The organism is Streptomyces sp. NBC_00335 (genome assembly GCF_036127095.1).
Classification (GTDB): domain Bacteria; phylum Actinomycetota; class Actinomycetes; order Streptomycetales; family Streptomycetaceae; genus Streptomyces.
In genome coordinates this window covers 2,012,923-2,029,977 of sequence record NZ_CP108006.1, presented here as the reverse complement: position 1 = coordinate 2,029,977, position 17,055 = coordinate 2,012,923, and the positions used below count along the sequence as shown (strand labels likewise).

Annotated in this window: 18 protein-coding genes; 7 read left to right on the top strand and 11 right to left on the bottom strand. The window is 68.4% G+C overall.

Annotated features, from left to right (window positions below; translation table 11 throughout):
• Nucleotides 1–128 precede the first annotated feature (128 nt).
• The 4 genes from OHA37_RS08980 to OHA37_RS08965 all read left to right on the top strand — a co-directional run bounded on the left by OHA37_RS08980 (nt 129) and on the right by OHA37_RS08965 (nt 4,466).
• Entirely contained in the window at nt 129–866 is a 738-nt protein-coding gene (locus OHA37_RS08980) for an SDR family oxidoreductase (RefSeq protein WP_266903808.1), read from the top strand.
• A complete protein-coding gene (locus OHA37_RS08975) occupies nt 826–2,475 on the top strand; it encodes a class I tRNA ligase family protein (RefSeq protein ID WP_266903807.1) in 1,650 nt (549 codons plus the stop codon). Before OHA37_RS08980 ends, OHA37_RS08975 begins: the two co-directional genes overlap by 41 nt.
• A 147-nt stretch (nt 2,476–2,622) precedes the next feature.
• A complete protein-coding gene (mshA, locus tag OHA37_RS08970) occupies nt 2,623–3,921 on the top strand; it encodes a D-inositol-3-phosphate glycosyltransferase (protein ID WP_266912617.1) in 1,299 nt (432 codons plus the stop codon).
• Nucleotides 3,922–4,151: 230 nt separating this feature from the next.
• Nucleotides 4,152–4,466 (top strand): hypothetical protein, encoded by a 315-nt coding sequence (locus OHA37_RS08965; RefSeq protein WP_266903806.1) that lies wholly within the window; start codon nt 4,152–4,154, stop codon nt 4,464–4,466.
• 116 nt (nt 4,467–4,582) lie between these two features.
• Here OHA37_RS08965 and OHA37_RS08960 read toward each other — a convergent pair whose 3' ends face one another.
• From OHA37_RS08960 to OHA37_RS08915, 10 genes are all read right to left on the bottom strand, one after another.
• Nucleotides 4,583–5,635, bottom strand: coding sequence for a helix-turn-helix transcriptional regulator (locus OHA37_RS08960; RefSeq protein ID WP_266903805.1), 1,053 nt, complete (start codon nt 5,633–5,635; stop codon nt 4,583–4,585).
• A 94-nt stretch (nt 5,636–5,729) separates the two neighbouring features.
• A complete protein-coding gene (locus OHA37_RS08955; protein WP_266903804.1) occupies nt 5,730–6,731 on the bottom strand; it encodes a helix-turn-helix transcriptional regulator in 1,002 nt (333 codons plus the stop codon).
• 54 nt (nt 6,732–6,785) lie between these two features.
• Nucleotides 6,786–7,187 carry a Fur family transcriptional regulator gene (locus tag OHA37_RS08950; protein WP_266912615.1) on the bottom strand — a complete coding sequence of 134 codons (402 nt, stop codon included), beginning with the start codon at nt 7,185–7,187 and terminating at the stop codon, nt 6,786–6,788.
• Nucleotides 7,188–7,341: 154 nt separating this feature from the next.
• Nucleotides 7,342–8,199 (bottom strand): class I SAM-dependent methyltransferase, encoded by an 858-nt coding sequence (locus OHA37_RS08945; protein ID WP_266903803.1) that lies wholly within the window; start codon nt 8,197–8,199, stop codon nt 7,342–7,344.
• A 222-nt stretch (nt 8,200–8,421) separates the two neighbouring features.
• The gene (locus OHA37_RS08940; RefSeq protein WP_266903802.1) at nt 8,422–8,901 is read right to left on the bottom strand and encodes a GNAT family N-acetyltransferase; all 480 of its coding nucleotides are present in this window, start codon (nt 8,899–8,901) and stop codon (nt 8,422–8,424) included.
• 130 nt (nt 8,902–9,031) lie between these two features.
• Nucleotides 9,032–9,943 carry a M56 family metallopeptidase gene (locus tag OHA37_RS08935; protein WP_266903801.1) on the bottom strand — a complete coding sequence of 304 codons (912 nt, stop codon included), beginning with the start codon at nt 9,941–9,943 and terminating at the stop codon, nt 9,032–9,034.
• Nucleotides 9,940–10,329: a BlaI/MecI/CopY family transcriptional regulator gene (locus OHA37_RS08930; protein WP_266903800.1), complete on the bottom strand. Its 390-nt coding sequence runs from the start codon at nt 10,327–10,329 to the stop codon at nt 9,940–9,942. Before OHA37_RS08930 ends, OHA37_RS08935 begins: the two co-directional genes overlap by 4 nt.
• Before the next feature lie 182 nt (nt 10,330–10,511).
• A complete protein-coding gene (locus OHA37_RS08925) occupies nt 10,512–10,793 on the bottom strand; it encodes a metal-sensitive transcriptional regulator (RefSeq protein WP_266903799.1) in 282 nt (93 codons plus the stop codon).
• Nucleotides 10,794–10,803: 10 nt separating this feature from the next.
• On the bottom strand, nt 10,804–13,062 hold the full coding sequence (locus tag OHA37_RS08920) for a heavy metal translocating P-type ATPase (protein WP_266903798.1): 2,259 nt from the start codon (nt 13,060–13,062) through the stop codon (nt 10,804–10,806).
• A gap of 94 nt (nt 13,063–13,156) precedes the next feature.
• Nucleotides 13,157–13,447 carry a heavy-metal-associated domain-containing protein gene (locus OHA37_RS08915; RefSeq protein ID WP_266903797.1) on the bottom strand — a complete coding sequence of 97 codons (291 nt, stop codon included), beginning with the start codon at nt 13,445–13,447 and terminating at the stop codon, nt 13,157–13,159.
• Between the two features lie 176 nt (nt 13,448–13,623).
• Between OHA37_RS08915 and OHA37_RS08910 the strand changes: the two genes are divergently transcribed.
• On the top strand, nt 13,624–14,571 hold the full coding sequence (locus tag OHA37_RS08910) for a hypothetical protein (protein ID WP_266903796.1): 948 nt from the start codon (nt 13,624–13,626) through the stop codon (nt 14,569–14,571).
• Between the two features lie 250 nt (nt 14,572–14,821).
• Complete coding sequence (locus OHA37_RS08905) at nt 14,822–15,103, top strand: metal-sensitive transcriptional regulator (protein ID WP_266903795.1); 282 nt, start codon at nt 14,822–14,824, stop codon at nt 15,101–15,103.
• A gap of 5 nt (nt 15,104–15,108) precedes the next feature.
• Here the strand turns inward: OHA37_RS08905 and OHA37_RS08900 are convergent, their stop codons facing one another.
• On the bottom strand, nt 15,109–15,963 hold the full coding sequence (locus OHA37_RS08900; RefSeq protein WP_266903794.1) for a class I SAM-dependent methyltransferase: 855 nt from the start codon (nt 15,961–15,963) through the stop codon (nt 15,109–15,111).
• Nucleotides 15,964–16,079: 116 nt separating this feature from the next.
• Here OHA37_RS08900 and OHA37_RS08895 point away from each other — a divergent pair, with 116 nt between their 5' ends.
• Nucleotides 16,080–16,688 (top strand): TetR/AcrR family transcriptional regulator, encoded by a 609-nt coding sequence (locus OHA37_RS08895; RefSeq protein ID WP_266912613.1) that lies wholly within the window; start codon nt 16,080–16,082, stop codon nt 16,686–16,688.
• Nucleotides 16,689–17,055 lie beyond the last annotated feature (367 nt).

The window sequence follows — 17,055 nt, the reverse complement described above, 5'->3', positions numbered from 1 at the left end:
CGCAACCCTGGTGGGGGACTCCCCGCTTCCCGTCTCTGGCACGCTGATGTGGAGCCCCCGTCCGGATTACCGGACGGGCGTCGTGAATTCGACCGCATTCGCATCCCAGCGGGGAGACTGAGCGAAGAATGAAATTCGAAAATCTGCGTGTTGTAGTCACGGGTGCCTCGCGCCATTTCGGCCGAGCGCTCGCCATTGGATTCGCCCACTTGGGAGCCGAGGTCTACGTCTCGGCTCGGACCGTGGAGTTGGCCGAGCGAACCCGTGCCGAGGTCATGGGGTCCGCACGCGACCGTATCCATGCCTTCGGCTGCGACCTCAGCCGACCGGCGGAGATCAGGGAGTTCGCCCGCCAGGTCGGCGAACACACCGACCGGGTGGACCTGCTGGTCAACAACGGTGCCCGATGGCTGGACGCCGTCGATCTGGAGGACGCGTCGGACGACGCGATCGTGGAGACCATCGAGTCCACGGCCGGCGGCACGGTCCTGATGGTCAAACACTTCCTGCCGCTTCTGAGGTCGTCCCAGCGCCCCGACATCGTCAACATGGTCGCCGTACGGGACGCCGGCGGATCCTCCGTGGCGGCGGCGCACGAGGCGTTCTGGACGGCCAAGAGCGCACAGGCCGGGTTCGCCGAAATTCTTTCACAGCGACTGAGGCCTTCCGGTGTCCGGGTGTTCTCCCTGTATCCCCCCGACTTCTCCACTTCCGACCCGCGATTCGCCGAGTGGGACGGAATCAAGGCGGACGACGCGATACGCGACGAGAAACTCACCACCCAGGCCCTCTTCGAATGCATCGTCTACGCCGTTGAGCAGCCGCGTGACTGTTTCATCCGCTCCTTCCATTTCGAGCCTCGCTGAGCACTTCGCACCACAGCGTCAAGGAGGTCCCATGAGCACCCCTTTCTGGATCACCGCGACCCCGCCCGCCACGCACGGTGAACTCCACATCGGTCACCTTGCGGGACCGTACGTCGCAGCCGATGTTCTGTCCCGCTACCTGCGCACCGAGGGCGAACCGGTCCTGTTCACCACCGGCACCGCTGACCACACCAGTTCCGTACACGTACGCGCACTGCGGGCGGGTCGCAAGCCGGAGGAGGTCTCCGAGGGCTATCGGGCCGCGATCACCGCGGACTGGCTGCGCTCGGGCATCGAGTTCGATCACGTCGTGCGCCCGCGTCAGGACCGGGGATACGGCCGCTGGGTGGCGGACCTCTTCCGGCGGCTGCACGCGGAAGGCGTCATCGCCCCGCGTACGAGGATGCTGCCGTACTGCGAGCCGTGTGGCCGTTGGCTGTACGGCGCGCACGTCACGGGGGCCTGCCCGCACTGCGCAGCCGTCAGCGACGGCGGGATGTGCCACGAGTGCGCCCGCCCCAATGACGGTGGGGACCTCGTGGAGCCCCACTGCGCCGTGTGTGCCACCCCGGCAGTGCCCCGGCGCTGCCGCCGCCTCTACATCCCGCTGGAACCCTTCCGTGAAACGCTCGCCGACTACTGGGCCGCCACCGGCCTGCCGCCCCGTCTCGCCGCACTGTGCGAGTCGCTGGTCGAGGACGGTCTGCCGGACATCGCGGTTTCGCATCCGGCGGAGTGGGGGCTGAGCGTCCCGGTGGACGGTTTCCCCGAGCACCGGATCGACGGCTGCTTCGAGGCAGCCGCGATGCATCTCTTCGGCTACGGCGACAACCGGCCGCTGCCTGAACGCACCATCCACTTCTGCGGGTTCGGCCATGCCTTCTGCCACGCCGTCTTGCTGCCGGTCATTCTCCTGTCCCAGGGCATCAAGCTTCCACAGGAATTCTGTGTGAACGAGTCGTTCGTCATCGAGGACAAGGTCATCGTCTCCGGCTCCGATCACAAGGTGTGGGCGCTGGACCTCCTTACCGAGTACGGGTCCGACACGCTCCGCCGCCACGTCCTGCAGGCTCGCCCGCTGGGCCGGCGAACGGTGTTCCATGCCGACCGGCTCGATGCTGCCCGAAAGGAGTTGGACGAGAACTGGAACAGCTGGCTGTCCCGGCTGTTCGCGGCGGTAAGGGCAGAGAGTGCGGGCTTGGCTCCCGCGGCGTTGCCCGGTGGCACAGGCTGGGAGGTCTTGGCGCAGCGACTGCTGAGGGCGGTGGAGGATCTGCGCGAGGCGTACGGTCCTGACACCTTCGATCCCCGCAGGGCGGTCGCCCTGCTCGATGAAATCGTCCGCTTGGTGTCCGACTTCGGCCACGTCAACGCCCACGAGACATGCCGCCCCACGGCGGACTGCCGTCACCTTCCGGCCCTGTCCGCCCAGCTGGCGGTGGCCTCTGCACTAAGCGCCTGGGCCCGGCCGGTGATGCCGGAGGGCGCGGACCGTCTGGCGGCGGCGCTCAAGGCGGCGCCCGGGCGCCCCGTATCCGATGCGGCACTCGCCCCGCTGCCGCCCGGCAGTCGGCTGGCCCCACCGTCGGGTCCGATTTTCGGCTTCTGACCGGGCGGCCCCGGGCAGGCCCTCAGACGCAAGACAGTAAAACGGCAAGATCCCCCCTTCGCCGCGTGGTGCGCCGGCCGGCCACGCGGCGGGCGCAGGGCACGTGGCCCGTTCCCATAGGAGCTCCACGTGTCCCTGCGCGTCGCCATGCTCAGTGTCCACACCTCGCCGCTCCACCAGCCCGGCACCGGGGACGCGGGCGGCATGAACGTCTACATGGTTCAGCTCTCCCGCGCTCTCGCCGAACAAGGCATTGAAGTAGACCTCTTCACCCGCTGTCGCGGTGAGGGCCGGCCGTCCCAGGTCGACCTCGCCCCGGGTGTACGAGTCCGCCATCTGCACGCGGGGCCCCGCGCCGCCCTCCCCAAGGAGGACATGCCGGGTCTGGTGGTGCCGTTCTCGCTGGCGCTGATGAAGGAGAGGCGGCGCTACGATCTGGTCCACTCCCACTACTGGCTCTCCGGCCAGGCCGGCCGCATCGCCGCCGCCGGTTGGGGGATACCGCTTGTACACACCGCACACACCCTCGGCCTGGTGAAGAACGCCGCCCTCGCCGCCGGCGACACCCCCGAGCCCGAGCTGCGGATCCGGGGCGAGCAGCAAGTCACCGCCTCTGCGGACAGGCTGATCGCCAACACGGCAGACGAGGCTGGGGCGTTGCGGGGCCTCTACGGGGCGTCGGCACCTCGTGTCGACGTGGTCCGACCGGGCGTGGATCTGGACACCTTCCACCCCGGTGACGGTCGGGCAGCGGCGCGGGCGCGACTCGGGTTGCCCACCGGGGCCTTCATCCCCGTGTACGCGGGACGAATTCAGCCACTCAAAGGGCCGGATGTCCTCGTGAGAGCGGTCGCCGAGCTCCTGAGGACCGACTCTGCGCTGCGCAGCCGTCTTCTTGTCCCGGTGGTCGGCGGACACTCGGGCGCCGGACCGGTCGGCGGACCCTGGGACCTGGCGCGCGAGCTGGGGGTGGCGGACGTACTCCGGTGCCTTCCGCCCGTGGTGCAGGCGGAGCTGGCGGACTGGTACCGGGCGGCGGACGTTCTCGTGGTGCCCTCGCGCAGCGAGTCCTTCGGGCTGGTCGCGCTGGAGGCGCAGGCGTGCGGAACCCCTGTACTGGCGGCGGCCGTCGGTGGACTGCCGACGGCCGTGTGGGACGGGGTGACCGGAGTGCTGGTGCCCGGCCACGATCCGGTGGACTACGCCCGCTGCCTGCGGTGGTTCGCGCAGCATCCCGAGGTCGTCGTGAGCATGGGCGGGGCCGCGGTGCGCCATGCGCAGGCGATGAGCTGGCAGGCCGCGGCCACGCGGACGCTGGAGGTGTATCGGCGCGCACTGTGTGCGCAGCGGCCTGCCGGAACGCAAATGAGGCAGGAGCGACGGCACGCTCCTGCCTCACCGGCGCTTCCCTCCTGGAGGGTGGAGAAGGCCGGAATACCAGCCTAACATCTCTTTTGGTCTGACCAAAGAACTGGAACTGTAACGTCTGTATGAACTCTCGCGGGATCGTGGCGTGTTGACGTCTCTTGTCTCATCCACGCCATGGCGTTTCCACGCATGGAGGAATACTGGATTCAGCCTTGGGAGTGCGACAAGAATAGAGATGTCTTCAAGGGGATCCCGGCGGCACGGGGCCTACGAAGGCGGAAATCGCATTCCACATTCCTGGAGGAATCATGTCTGCTGGGCACACCACCGGAATTCGCAAGACGGCCGGCCAGTTCGCCCTCGCGCTCCTGCTCTGTACCGCGGTCGCCGGCGGAGCGGCGGTCGCGGTATCCCCGTCGGCGACCGCTTCGCAGCGCTCGGTGGCCGAGGGTTCCGACCCTGGTGCTCCGTCCCCGAGCCCGTCGAACGGCAACGGCTGGGACTTCGCCAAGCCGACCCCGGCGTCGGCGGACGGTGCCGACACCCCGGTGCCGTCTCCGACTCCGTCGAACGGAAACGGCTGGGACTCCACCAAGCCGGCCCCGGTGGCTCCGGGCAATTGACGCCGACGAAGCGCGCCCCGTGATCGCCGCTCCAGGCGAACACGGGGCTTTTCGGCCTTGCGGTCCGAAGCGGCGCGTCAGTATTCGCCACTGTGCAGGTCGGAATCGGGCAGGAGTCAGTCGAGCCAGCCGAGCCGATAGGCGCGTACGCCGGCCTCGAAGCGGCTCGACGCACCGAGCTCCTGCATCACCTCGGACAGCATGCGACTCACTGTCCTCAACGAGACTCCCAGACTTCGGGCGATCTTTTCGTCCTTCATGCCCGAAGCCAGCATTTTGAGAGCGGCCCGCTGCTGTTCGGACAGGCCGTCCCCGCCGCGTTCGGCAGTGACGTCGTCGCCGTACGGAGTCGCCGTGTGCCAACAGTGCTCGTACAGCGCCAGATACGAGCGGACGAGCGCCGGCCCGCGAGCCAGGATCGCGCCGGCGGCCCGGTCCTCGCGGTGGACGGGGAGAACGGCGAACTGCTGATCCGCGATGATCATGTTCATGGGGACCGCGGGGGACAGCCGGATCTCGACGCCCACTTCTACCCGGCGGCGCAGCATCTCGGCTGCCTCCGGGGATGCGGTGATGCGTTGGTGGTAGATGGCGCGGATGCGCACGCCGTTCTCGATCTGCCTCAGATCCCGGCTGAGTACGCGGTCCGCGACCTCGCGCACAAGGGCGGTTACGTGCATGGACGCGAGGTTGTGCTGGATGACATCCGTGATGTCCTCCAGCGCCTGCTGGATCCTCCGGTAATCACTGAGAAGCTCTACCTCGACTTCGGAGCCGTTCAGCGAGCCGGGCCGAAGAAATCTCCCCACTAATGCTTCGAGAGTGCTGTAGGCACGGTCGGACTCGTCCAGATGCTCCCGGAGACGCTCGCGCTCCTGCTGCAGCATGCGGAGAAGAGCGATCTCGGGGTCGACCACGGCAACCGTATCCGGTCCGGACTCCCAGGTACCCGCCTGGAGATCGGCACGTGTGGCGTGGGTGGTGCTGGTCGGCACGATGAGGCCGAGGGCGATCAGTTCCGCACGTCGCTGTTCGTACTCTTCCGGCGGTAACTTCAGCTCATCGAAGACCTCGTCGAGATTGGACACCCCGCGCTGGCGGAGTTCCTGGTAAAGCGCGAGAACCCTCTCGGCCGACTGGATACCGCTGCTGTCGTCACCCGTCGACATTGTGAAGTGACCCCCCTGATCATCAGAATGCCCGCCACACCTTGCCACACGCCGGGACAAGAACTTCCGGCCCCGAAGTGGCTTGTGGGGCAGGTCACGCAGGGCCCTCCGGCGTGCTGCTCCTCGCGTCCAGCCAACCGAGACGGGCCGCCTTGACCCCCGCCTCGAAGCGGCTCGCGGCCCCCAACTCCTGCATGATTTCCGAGAGGAGGCGACTCGCGGTGCGCAGGGACACCCCCAGGTTGCGGGCTACCTCCTCGTCCTTTACGCCTGAGGCGAGCATGTGAAGTGCGGCTACCTGCTGTTCAGACAGCCCGTCGCCGCCGCGCTCGGCAGGGGAGTCCTCCCCGTGGGGCGTCGCGCAATGCCAGCAGTACTCGTACAGCGCCAGGTACGAGCCGACCAGTGCGGATCCCCGCGCGATGATGGCGCCCGCGGAGAGATCGTGCAGGTCGATGGGTAGGAGGGCGAAATTCTCGTCCGCGAGGAACATGTTCATCGGGACCACGGGGGAAAGTCTTATTTCCACCCCCAGTTCGGCTCGATCTCGCAGGTGCCGCGCCATGTCCGGTACAGAGGCCGCGCGGCGCCCATACATGGCTCGCACCCTCACACCGCGCGCCAGCTGTCGCCGATCTTCTTCGAGCGTCTGTTCGCTCTCCTCGCGGCCGACCGCTCCTGTATGCATGGTCTGACGGTCGTGTGCCACGGACTCGGAGATTCCGGCTCGCTCCAGGTGGACGCGGCTGAGGTCGGTCACGATCTCGACCCCGATCTCACGCTCGGGTGTGGCGCCGGCCCGCAAGACGGGCCCGGCCAGAATGTCCAGGGTGTCGTGGAAGCGGCCGGTCTCTATCAGCCGGTTCTGCAGGCGTTCCCGTTCGGCACGGAGGAGCCCGAGCAGTGCGATGCCCGGTTCGACGGCAGTGCGGCTGTCTCTGGCCCCGTGGTGATCAAGTAGACCGAGTCCGGAAAGCTCGGCCAGACAGCGCTCGCGCTCTTCGGTCGAGAATCCGAGGGAGGCTGCGATCTTCTCGACTCCGGACTCCGGGCGCTCACGAAGCTCAAGGTAAAGCGCGAGGGTCTGGTCGCCCACTCGCGGACCGATCCCGTACCTGCTCAGAGTGCAGCACCCCCTCCGGACTCAGGCTCAATCCCCCGCTGCACGGAGGCAGTCGGGGCACAAGCCCTTGAACACTACATCCGCTTCGCCCATCTGCCACTCCTGGAGACCCTCGCCGATCGCTTTCGGCACCTCGGATTCCACGTTCTCCACCCGGCCGCAGCGCACGCAGAGCGCATGCTGGTGAGGTGTGCCTGAGATCTCGAAGACGGCCGGCAGTCCAGGGCGGTCGAACTTTGTGGCCAAGCCCGTATCGAGGAAGTGGCGAAGCATCTCGTAGACGGCCTGGCTGGTCAGGGTGCCGAGCCGCTCACGGGCGGTCGCGGTGATGGTCTCGACGTCCATGTGGCCACCCGCTGCCATGACCTGGAGCACCTCCAGGCGGGGCCCTGTGACCCGCAGTCCTACGTCACGGAGGCGCTGGATCACCGCCTCACGGCCCGTTGACACCTGCACGCCAGCCACTCCTCCGCCACCCCTGTCAGCAGGTGTCCATCACCTGGTCGACCCAAAGGTTTGAGGGCATCGTACCTCTTGCCTGCCCGACTGGGAGGGAAGTGGGCGGAGTCGGTCGCTGCGGTCGTCAGGCGTGGGCCCGGCAAACGAGGAACACGCTCTCGGTCCGCTCGTCGATACGGCGGCGTCGCCGGCCCTCGATGCGGAGTCCGGCCGCGTGCAGCTCGTCCGTGAGCCGTTGCGGGTCGATGACCCACTTGTCGGTGGTCAGGACCACCCGCTCCGAACTCGACTTGCCCGTCCGGACCGCGTAGTACGTGATGCGCTCGCTCATGTCCGCCAAGTCGAAGACCTGGCGAGCCACCACCCACTCCTCGATCCCGTCGAAGCGGGGAACTTGGAAAGCCCAGGTGCGGTGGGGATCCTCGGACAGCCCCCGCAGCTGGTGCGCCGTGTAGTCAAGGGCGAGCGCGCCGCCGGGGTCCAGGTGTGATGCGATCTCGCGCAGTAGTTCGGGGCGCACCCGTGGCGATACGGCAGAGACCATCGTCCCGGCGAGCAACGCCAGACGGTACGTGCGCCGCAGGTGCAACTCCGCGAGGTCGGCGCGAGTGGGGATCACCAGCCGCGACACCTGCGGCCCGATCCGTCGGCCCCACGTCTGGAGCCGTTCCAGGCTCGAAGCGTCCCGGTCGACAGCCTCGACGAGGAAGCCGTGCCGGGCGAAGGGAACGGCGAGTCGACCCGCCCCTGAGCCGAGGTCGAGGACCGGGCCGCCAGTGGCCCGAGCCAGCCTCAAGTAGCGGACGATGTCGGCGCTGTGGGGGCCGAGCAGTGCGTCGTGCAGCCACACCGAGTCATTGTCGACGGGAGAGGTCGACTCGAGGCCGGGCAGGTATTCCGCGGTGGCGCGGATGCTGGTGCCCAGTGCCTCACACTGTCCCGTGTATTCGGACGGCAGGACCGGCACAAGCGCTGCAGGCACGACGGGCAGGGAAGTGCCGCTCGGTGTGTGCATCGCTCCTCCAGGGGCTCGTCCGGTCCAGCGGTCCCGGCGAGGTTCCGTGCCGCCGGGGCCGCGCCGTTGAGGAAATCCTGTCCCGTAGGGCGGCGACGGACCAGCGGAAAGGGCTGCGTGAACACGCGATGGCGTGGATCTGCCACGGTCTGGAGAGATGCGGGGTAGCGGCTTTGGCCCCGCGGCATGTCAGAGAGTGCGGCCGAGCCGGAGCGGCGTGACGAGGGCGAAGCCGTGGTGCGTGAAGAACGGCAGCGCAGGGTCCTGCTCGATGGGAAGGCCGATTCGTTGTGAGGTGGCGCCATACGCGACCATCCGTATGGTGACCGCCGCAAGTAATGCCGTACCCACGCCTTTGCGGCGCCGGCCGGGAGCCGTGCACAGGGCGTATATCTCACCCTGGGTCGGAACGGCGACGCCACCTGACGCAACACCGTGGATGATGCCGTCCGCGTCCGCGGCCACTAGCCAGCCCAGCCAGCCCGGTGCCCCGCCGGGCATTTCGATTTCAGCTCTTAGGCGGGGCAGGGCGCACTGGTCGGAAACCAGCCGCTCGGTGCCGGTACGGCCGAGGATTTGGCAGTAGCTGTCGCGAATCCCCTCGGCGAGAAGGTGGGAAATCGATGTGGCGTCATTAGATGCTGCCGTCCGGACGTGAGCCAGCAGCATATGTCCATACCTCTCGCCGTTCCCGGTTCCGCGCTCGCACGCGCCCACAATAGCGGGGAATTCGAGCGAGGGAAGCCAGTGTCAAATCTACGAATTCGCTTAGTAATTAGAGTGGTTGGGGCCGGGGCCGCTACCCCGGCACCGAACAACAGGCGAGGATCAGCGGGGTGATGGCCGCCGCCACTGCCGTGACCGCGAACAGCCCACGCAAGACGGGGTGTCCCGAACGGTGCGGAGTGAGGATGCGGCGCATGCGCAGAGCTGCCGAGGGGCCGCTCGCCGCGAATGCCTCGCGCGGTGACCGTCCGACTGCCAGCGTGTAGAGCGCCGTGGCCAGTGCCTCCCGCGAACCGGCACGCATCGCTTGATCGTCCGCTGCCATCTCCAGCAGGAGTGGTACGGCCTCGCCGCCGAGCCGGGCCAGCGGCAGCCCGGGGAAGACGGTTGCGTATGCTCTGGCCGCCGCGACAAGCAAATGATGACGGCCCGCGATGTGGGCCCGCTCGTGCCGGAGGGCAGCGGTCAACTGAGGATCCGTCAGAACGGCGACCGCCCCTGACGAGACCACCACCTGGCGCGACCGCCCGGGAAGGCAGTAGACCGCAGGACGTGCGTCGTCCAAGACGGTCGCTCCCAGCCTCGCGTCGTAGCGACCGACCAATTGCAGTAGTCCTGCGTGTCGGGACCGGGCCCGACGCGCCCGCAGGACCTCACGCAGGAAGCCGGTGACGGGCAACGTCAGGACGGCGAGAGCGGTAGCCGCCGCGGCGTATTCGAGACCGGTCGCGTGCCTCAGTTGGTGAACGGAGGGAAGGGTCAGGGTCAGGGGCATGTCGACGAGCCGGTGGCTGATCCTGCCGGGGAGTAGCAGTTGTGCCGGGATCAGGGCCACCGCGAGCGCGAAGATCAGTCCGCATGCCGTCCACACGGTGAGCGCCAGCCGCGGAACCTGCTGGGCCCAGCGGGCGCGGGCCAACGTCCAAGGCAGCAACGCGCCGGTGGCGAGGGCGAGTCCGAGGGGAGGTAGAACATGGTGGTTCATTGCCCGCTCCGGGGGCCGCTGGCCGGTCGGTCGCGCCGGGCGGCGCGCAGTACGGCGTCCAGCGTTTCCACGTCCTCGTGGGACATGCGTTCCACGAAATGCAAGAGGGCGGCCTCGCGGTTCTGGCTGTCGCCGAGCGCGTCCTGCATGAGGCCTGCCGTGTACTCCTCGCGACTGCGGACCGCCTCGTAGAGCCACGCGCGACCGGCCTTCTCCCGGCGCAGCCATCCCTTGCGGTGAAGGATGTCGGCAACCGTCATGACGGTCGTGTAGGCGACCTGGCGCCCCCGGTTTATGTCGTCGACGATCTCGCGTACCGTAGTGGGCCGTTCCCACAGCCATACCCGGTCCATTATCTCGGCTTCCAGCTCTCCCAGCCGGCGCACGCGCATCCCCCTCGCCCCTCGGCCCCTCGCGAGCGGCTCATCGTACGGGTCGCCACCGCAAAACCGACATACCCCCGGTGGGTATTCTGGTGTGAATTCGACGTCAACACCACGGACCGCCCCCGAAGCGTGGTCTTCCTCGCTCGGGCGCGGTCCGTGGTGAAGCCGTGCGGGCCATGAGATCAGGCTCGGATGAGCCGGGCGATGGCTTTCGAGGCCTCGCCCACCTTCGCCTTGGCCTGGTCCCCACCCGCGGTGATGGCCTCGGTGACGCAGCAGCTGAGGTGTTCGTCCAGCAGGGCCACCGCGCACGACTGCAATGCGGCGTTGATCGCGGCAACCTGCGTGAGGACGTCGATGCAGTAGGAGTCCTCGTCGACCATCCGCTGGACCCCGCGCACCTGTCCCTCGATTCGGCGCAGGCGTCTGATGATGACTTCCTTGCTCTGTACGTAACCGGCCACGGGAGGCTCCTCAGTTGTCGGCGGCCTGGAAGCCACGCAGTCGCAGGCTGTTGCCGACGACGAAGACGGAGGAGAAGGCCATGGCCGCTCCGGCGATCATCGGGTTGAGCAAGCCGGCCGCGGCGAGCGGCAGGGCGGCCACGTTGTAGGCGAAGGCCCAGAACAGGTTCGAGCGGATGGTGCCGAGCGTCTTGCGAGCGAGGCGGATCGCATCCGCCGCAGCCCGCAGGTCTCCTCGTACGAGCGTCAGGTCACCCGCTTCGATGGCGGCGTCCGTGCCGGTTCCCATGGCCAGGCCGAGGTCGGCCTGGGCGAGAGCGGCCGCGTCGTTGACGCCGTCGCCGACCATCGCGACGCTGCGGCCCTCGGCCTGCAGCTTCTTGACGACATCGACCTTGTCCTGGGGCATGACCTCCGCGATGACCTCGTCGATCCCGACTTCGGCGGCGACGGACTCGGCGACGGCCTTGTTGTCACCGGTGAGGAGGATCGGCTTGAGGCCCAGGGCGCGCAGGCGCCGGATGGCTTCCGCGCTGGTCTCCTTGACCGCGTCGGCGACCTCCAGGACCGCGCGTGCCTCTCCGTCCCAGGCCACCGCGATGGCGGTGCGACCGGCGGCTTCGGCCTCCGCCTTGGCGCGCTCCAGTTCCACGGGCAGCTCCATCGCCCATTCGGTGAGCAGCTTCTCGCGGCCGACGAGAACCGCGTGGCCTTCGACGACGCCCTGGACGCCCAGTCCGGGGATGTTGGCGAAGTCCTCCGGGACGGGCAGCGCGCCGACCTTGGCGGCGGCGCCGGCAGCGACGGCCTGCGCGATGGGGTGCTCGGAGGCATGCTCCAACGCTCCTGCCAGGCGCAGCACTTGGCTTTCGTCGGTGCCGTCCGCGGTGTGCACGGCGAGCAGCGCCATCTTGCCGGTGGTGACCGTACCGGTCTTGTCCAGGACGATGGTGTCGACCTTGCGGGTGGTCTCCAGTACCTCGGGTCCCTTGATCAGGATCCCGAGCTGGGCGCCGCGGCCCGTGCCGACCATGAGGGCGGTGGGGGTGGCGAGGCCCAGGGCGCAGGGGCAGGCGATGATCAGTACGGCGACGGCGGCGGTGAAGGCGGCCGCGAGGCCGGAGCCGGTGCCGAGCCAGAAGCCGAGGGTGGCCAGGGCCAGACCGATGACGACCGGCACGAACACGGCGGAGATCTTGTCGGCGAGCCGCTGGGCTGCGGCCTTGCCGTTCTGCGCGTCCTCGACCAGCTTGGCCATCCGAGCCAACTGGGTGTCGGCGCCGATGCGGGTGGCCTCGACCACGAGGCGCCCGCCGGCGTTGAGGGTGGCGCCGGTGACGGAGTCCCCGAGCGAGACCTCCACGGGGACGGACTCGCCGGTGAGCATGGAAGCATCCACCGCGGAGGAGCCCTCGACGACGGTGCCGTCGGTGGCGATCTTCTCTCCGGGGCGTACCAGGAAGCGGTCGCCGACTTGCAAGTCGGCTGTGGGTAGGGTGACTTCGCGGCCGCTGCGCAGCACCGTCACTTCCTTGGCGCCGAGTTCCAGCAGCGCCTTGAGGGCGGCGCCGGCCTTGCGCTTGGACCTGGCCTCGAAGTAGCGGCCGGCGAGGATGAAGGCAGTGACCCCGGCTGCAGCCTCCAGGTAGATGTTTCCGGCGCCGTCGGTGCGGGCGATGGTGAACTCGAAGGCATGAGTCATCCCGGGCGTGCCGGCAGTTCCGAAGAACAGAGCCCACAGTGACCACAGGAACGCGGCGGTCGTACCCACCGAGATCAGTGTGTCCATGGTGGCCGCGCCGTGCTTGGCGTTGGTCCAGGCGGCGCGGTGGAAGGGCCAGGCGGCGTACGTGACGACGGGCGCGGTCAGGGTGAGCGAGAGCCACTGCCAGTAGTCGATCTGCAAGGCCGGGATCATGGCCATGGCGATGACCGGCAGGGCGAGCGAGACGGCGGTGACGAGCCGGTGGCGCAGAGGGCGCAGCTCGTCGTGCTCGTCCGGGTCCTCCACGCTGTCGGGCGAGCCGTTCGTACGGGGCGGCGCAGGCTCCTGCGCCGTGTATCCGGTGGCCTCGACGGTGGCGATCAGGTCCGCGACGGAGATGTCGGCGTCGAAGGTGACCTTGGCCTTCTCGGTGGAGTAGTTGACGGTCGCCTCGACGCCGTCCATGCGGTTGAGCTTCTTCTCGATGCGGGCCGCGCAAGAGGCGCAGGTCATGCCGCCGATGGCGAGCTCGACCTGGGCGACGCCGGGAGTGATGGTGGTCATGAGGGCTGCTCCTCGTTCGAGCGCGGGGTGGGGGCCGGGGCCCGATGGACGGACTGGGCCCCGGCGGCCAGGTTGGTCGGGGTCGGGCTGGGTGTCAGACCCGACCGGTCAGCTCGTAGCCGGCGTCGTCCACCGCCGCGGTGATCGCGGCGTCGTCGGGGTCGCCAGCCGTGGTGACGGTGACGAGGCCGCCGGCCACGTCCACGTCGACGGAGAGGACCCCGTCGAGCGCGCTGACGGACTTGGTGATGGCGGTCTTGCAGTGTCCGCAGGTCATGCCCGACACGCGGTAGACGGTGGCGGTGCTGTCGACGACGGCCGTGGCGGTCGTCGATTCGCTGGCGTTCGTGCTGCAGGTGCCCTCAGAGGTACAGCAGGAAGACATGGGCTTCTCCTTGATCGATTCAGATACCCACAGGGGGTATCCGGACTGACTTCAGATATACCCCCCAGCGGTATCTCTCCGCAAGTGTTCCCTCGGCTTGACTTGGTACCCCCCAGGGGTATCTTGGGCCTTATGGAACCGCTGGACGCGGCACTACGTCGTACGGGAGAGCAGCCATGAACACCGGAGTGAAGACCGCCGTCTTTGCCGCCGCACTCGCAGCGACTTTCGGGGCCGCCTACGGGGTCGGAGCGGGCGTAGGGCCCGTAGGTACACCGGCGAAAACCGAACATGCGGGCCACGCGGCACCGGCGTCGACCGATGCGGGCGCCGCCGGGCACGGAGCTCATGAGGAGGCCGCCCAAGGGTCGGCGGCCGGGGGCCTGCAGGTGTCGGAGGGCGGCTACACGCTGGCCCTGGATACCCCGCAGATCGCCGCGGGTCAGGGTGAGCTGAAGTTTTCGATCAAGGATGCGGAAGGCCGCAAGGTCACCGCGTACAGGACCGAGCACGGCAAGGAGCTGCACTTCATCGTTGCCTCACGCGACCTCACCGTCTATCGCCATCTGCACCCGGTGCGTGCGGACGACGGAACGTGGTCGACGCCGGTCGACCTTCCTGCGGCGGGGGCGTATAAGGCCTTCGCCGACTTCGCCCCCGCTGCGGAAGGCGCGAAGGGCGTCACCCTCGGCGCTGACCTGTCGGTGCCTGGGGCGTACGCGCCGAACCCCGTGCCCCCGGCCGCGGCGGCCGCGGAGGTGGAGGGCTATCAGGTCACCCTTGGTGGGACCCTCGACCCCGGTAAGGCCGGCGAACTCAAGCTTTCGGTCAGCAAGGACGGCAAGCCGGTCACGAACCTCGAGCCCTACCTCGGGGCATACGGCCACCTCGTCGCCCTTCGCGACGGAGACCTCGCCTACCTGCACGTCCACCCCAACGAGGGCGGCCCCGGCCCGGACGTCTCCTTCACTGCCACGGCCCCGAGCGCAGGAACCTACCGGCTCTTCCTAGACTTCCAGCACGGGGGCAAGGTTCGGACGGCAGCCTTCACAGTCCAGGCAGGCGGATCCGTCGCCCCGGCAGCGAACGCCACCACGGCCGAGCCGGGTGGGCACTCCCACTAGGGTGGCGGGGTGGCTCCTGGAGGAGGGCTCGCAGTACCTTGTGAGCCCCAGCGGCACGCGGCCGTAGACGGCCATGATTCTTGGCTCGGTGGATGTCGCCTGACCCTCACCTGTAAAAGGTGCCCCGCCCGTCGCTCGGGCGGGGCACCTATGTATTCGCCCGACGTTCAGTGGAACAGATAGCTGCAACCCATCGTTACACCAATACCCCCTGGGGGTAAAGCGCCGATAGGAAGGAAGGGATCGCCTCGTGCACGGCTACACCGCCAACAAGGACGACATCCTCAAACGGCTGCGCCGCATCGAAGGCCAGGTGCGTGGTCTGCAGCGCCTGGTCGACGAAGACACCTACTGCATCGACGTCCTCACCCAGGTCAGCGCCACCACCAAGGCCCTGCAGTCCTTCGGGCTGACCATGCTGGAAGACCACCTCCATTCATGCGTCGCCGACGCCATCGCGGAAGGCGGCGATGGAGCCCGCGACAAGGTCCAAGAAGCCTCCCAAGCCATCGCCCGCATGGTTCGCACCTGATGGGATCAGCCGGGTAGGGGCTCCCGTACGGCGGTGACCAGCCAGGAGCTGCTGCGAAGCCACACCGCTCCGTCCGCCTCGTGATCTCGCAGGGTGACCGTCAGTGCCTGGCGTGCCCGGGTCTGCTCCTGCGGCCCGACCTGGTCGAGGAGGTGGCGTCCAGGGCCGGAGTCGAGCAGGAACGCCGTGACATCTGCCGCGTTGACACCCCACTTCCCCGGCGCCTCGACACGCTGCACATCGACTTCGGCGAAACCGCCCGCGGTGAGCAGCATTCGGGTGTGGTCGGGGTCGGTGAGCGAGAACATGCCGGGTGCGCCCGGCTTTCCGAAGCTGCCGAGCGGCAGGATGTCCTTGAGTGAGGTCATGGCCTGCAGCCACTCGTTGGCTTCGGCTTCGGCTGCGCAGATGAAGGCCAGCCGGCCGCCGGGGCGCAGCGCGCGGTGGAAATTGGTGAACGCGGCGACGGGGTCGGTGAAGAAGGTCATGCCGTAACGGCTGATGACCGCGTCGAACCCTTCGGTGTCGAAGGGGTGGACTTGGGCGTCGCCCTGAATGAAGGAGACGTTCTGCACGTCTTCGCGCAGGGCGCTGTCGCGGGCCTTCTCCAGCATCGGGCCTGACAGATCCAGTCCGAGTGCCTGGCCGCGGCCGGCGCGCTGGGCGGCGAGCCGGGTAGTGCGGCCTGCCCCGCAGCCGATGTCCAGCACGCAATCGGTTTCTGAGATGGCCGCAGCCTCCAGGAGAGGCTGGTTGAAGCCGTCGTTGATGGCGTCCCAGCGCTCCTGGCTGCGGGCCCATTGCTCGCCCTCGTAGCCGTTCCATGCCTCTGCCTGTGCGGTGTTGGCGAGTCGTTCCATGAATGAACTCCCTCCCACCGGGGCGCGGTACGGGGCCCCGGCCCTAGTATGGGCAAGTGCCCAAATAGTATGGGCGAGTGCCCATACTTGCAATGGGCCTGAGGAAAGGGGTAGTTGTGTCACCTCGTGGAGTGGCGATTCCCGACTTGCGCGAGCGGCTGTTCGCGGCTGCGGAGCGGGTGGTGGCCCGCGACGGCGCAGGGGCCCTGACCAGCCGTGCGATCACCGTGGAGGCTGACTGCGGCAAAGGTGTCCTGTACACGCACTTCGCCAGCCTGGACGAGTTCGTTGCCGAGCTGGTCCTGGATCGGTTCGCGCGCAGCGCCCGCCAGGCCGAAGCGCTGAAGGCGAAGGTGGGCCAGGCGACGGTTGCCGACAATCTTCAGGAAGTCGTCCTCGTCCTGATGGACGCTCTGCCTCCTGCGGTGGTGGGACTGGCGATGACACGCCCCGCGGCTGCGCTGCACGCCCGGGAAGGCCTTCAGGCCGGCGCACCAGCGTTCGCCGCGATCCAGCAGGCCTTCACCTTCTACCTGCAGGCGGAGCAGCGCGGCGGTCGGCTGGCCGCGGGCGCCGATGCTGCCACCATCGCGCTCGCGCTCGTCGGCACGACCCACCACCTGCTGATGACACGCGATCCCGGACGGGGAGAGGATGCGAAGCTCACCATTGGTCGGCTGCTGGCTGTGCTGCTCCGCGGCGCCGAGCGGCCTCCGGTGACGTAGTACTTCGGGTCAGCGCCCGTGCCCATCGTCGTGGGCTGCTCCGCGGCGGGCGTGGCGGCAACGGTGCGGGCCGGTGCCGACGGCTTGGTCCGCGCGGGCTGCGGGCTGCTGGTAACGGCGGGTTCCTCGTGTTGGGTCTCGCTCCCACCCGTACCGGTGCCGTGGCTATGGCCGCCACCGGACTCGGGGGCCATGGTGGAGGCAACGCAGCGGAGGCCGACGGCTGCGACGAGTGGAATGAGGACGGCGAGTTCGGCCAGGCCGAAGATGCGCCACCAGGAGGCGCGCTCGTCCTTGATCACGTAGGCGACGAAGGAGGGCAGGACGTCGGCGGGGAAGTCCTCGAAGTGCTGGAGTGCGGGCAGTG

Excerpts from the sequence above, each read along its gene's own strand:
- OHA37_RS08980 (WP_266903808.1), top strand. The coding sequence starts at position 129 with ATGAAATTCGAAAATCTGCGTGTTGTAGTCACGGGTGCCTCGCGCCAT.
- mshA (WP_266912617.1), top strand. The coding sequence starts at position 2,623 with ATGCTCAGTGTCCACACCTCGCCGCTCCACCAGCCCGGCACCGGGGAC.
- OHA37_RS08965 (WP_266903806.1), top strand. The coding sequence starts at position 4,152 with ATGTCTGCTGGGCACACCACCGGAATTCGCAAGACGGCCGGCCAGTTC.
- OHA37_RS08960 (WP_266903805.1), bottom strand. The coding sequence starts at position 5,635 with ATGTCGACGGGTGACGACAGCAGCGGTATCCAGTCGGCCGAGAGGGTT.
- OHA37_RS08940 (WP_266903802.1), bottom strand. The coding sequence starts at position 8,901 with ATGCTGCTGGCTCACGTCCGGACGGCAGCATCTAATGACGCCACATCG.
- OHA37_RS08935 (WP_266903801.1), bottom strand. The coding sequence starts at position 9,943 with ATGAACCACCATGTTCTACCTCCCCTCGGACTCGCCCTCGCCACCGGC.
- OHA37_RS08920 (WP_266903798.1), bottom strand. The coding sequence starts at position 13,062 with ATGACCACCATCACTCCCGGCGTCGCCCAGGTCGAGCTCGCCATCGGC.
- OHA37_RS08915 (WP_266903797.1), bottom strand. The coding sequence starts at position 13,447 with ATGTCTTCCTGCTGTACCTCTGAGGGCACCTGCAGCACGAACGCCAGC.
- OHA37_RS08910 (WP_266903796.1), top strand. The coding sequence starts at position 13,624 with ATGAACACCGGAGTGAAGACCGCCGTCTTTGCCGCCGCACTCGCAGCG.
- OHA37_RS08900 (WP_266903794.1), bottom strand. The coding sequence starts at position 15,963 with ATGGAACGACTCGCCAACACCGCACAGGCAGAGGCATGGAACGGCTAC.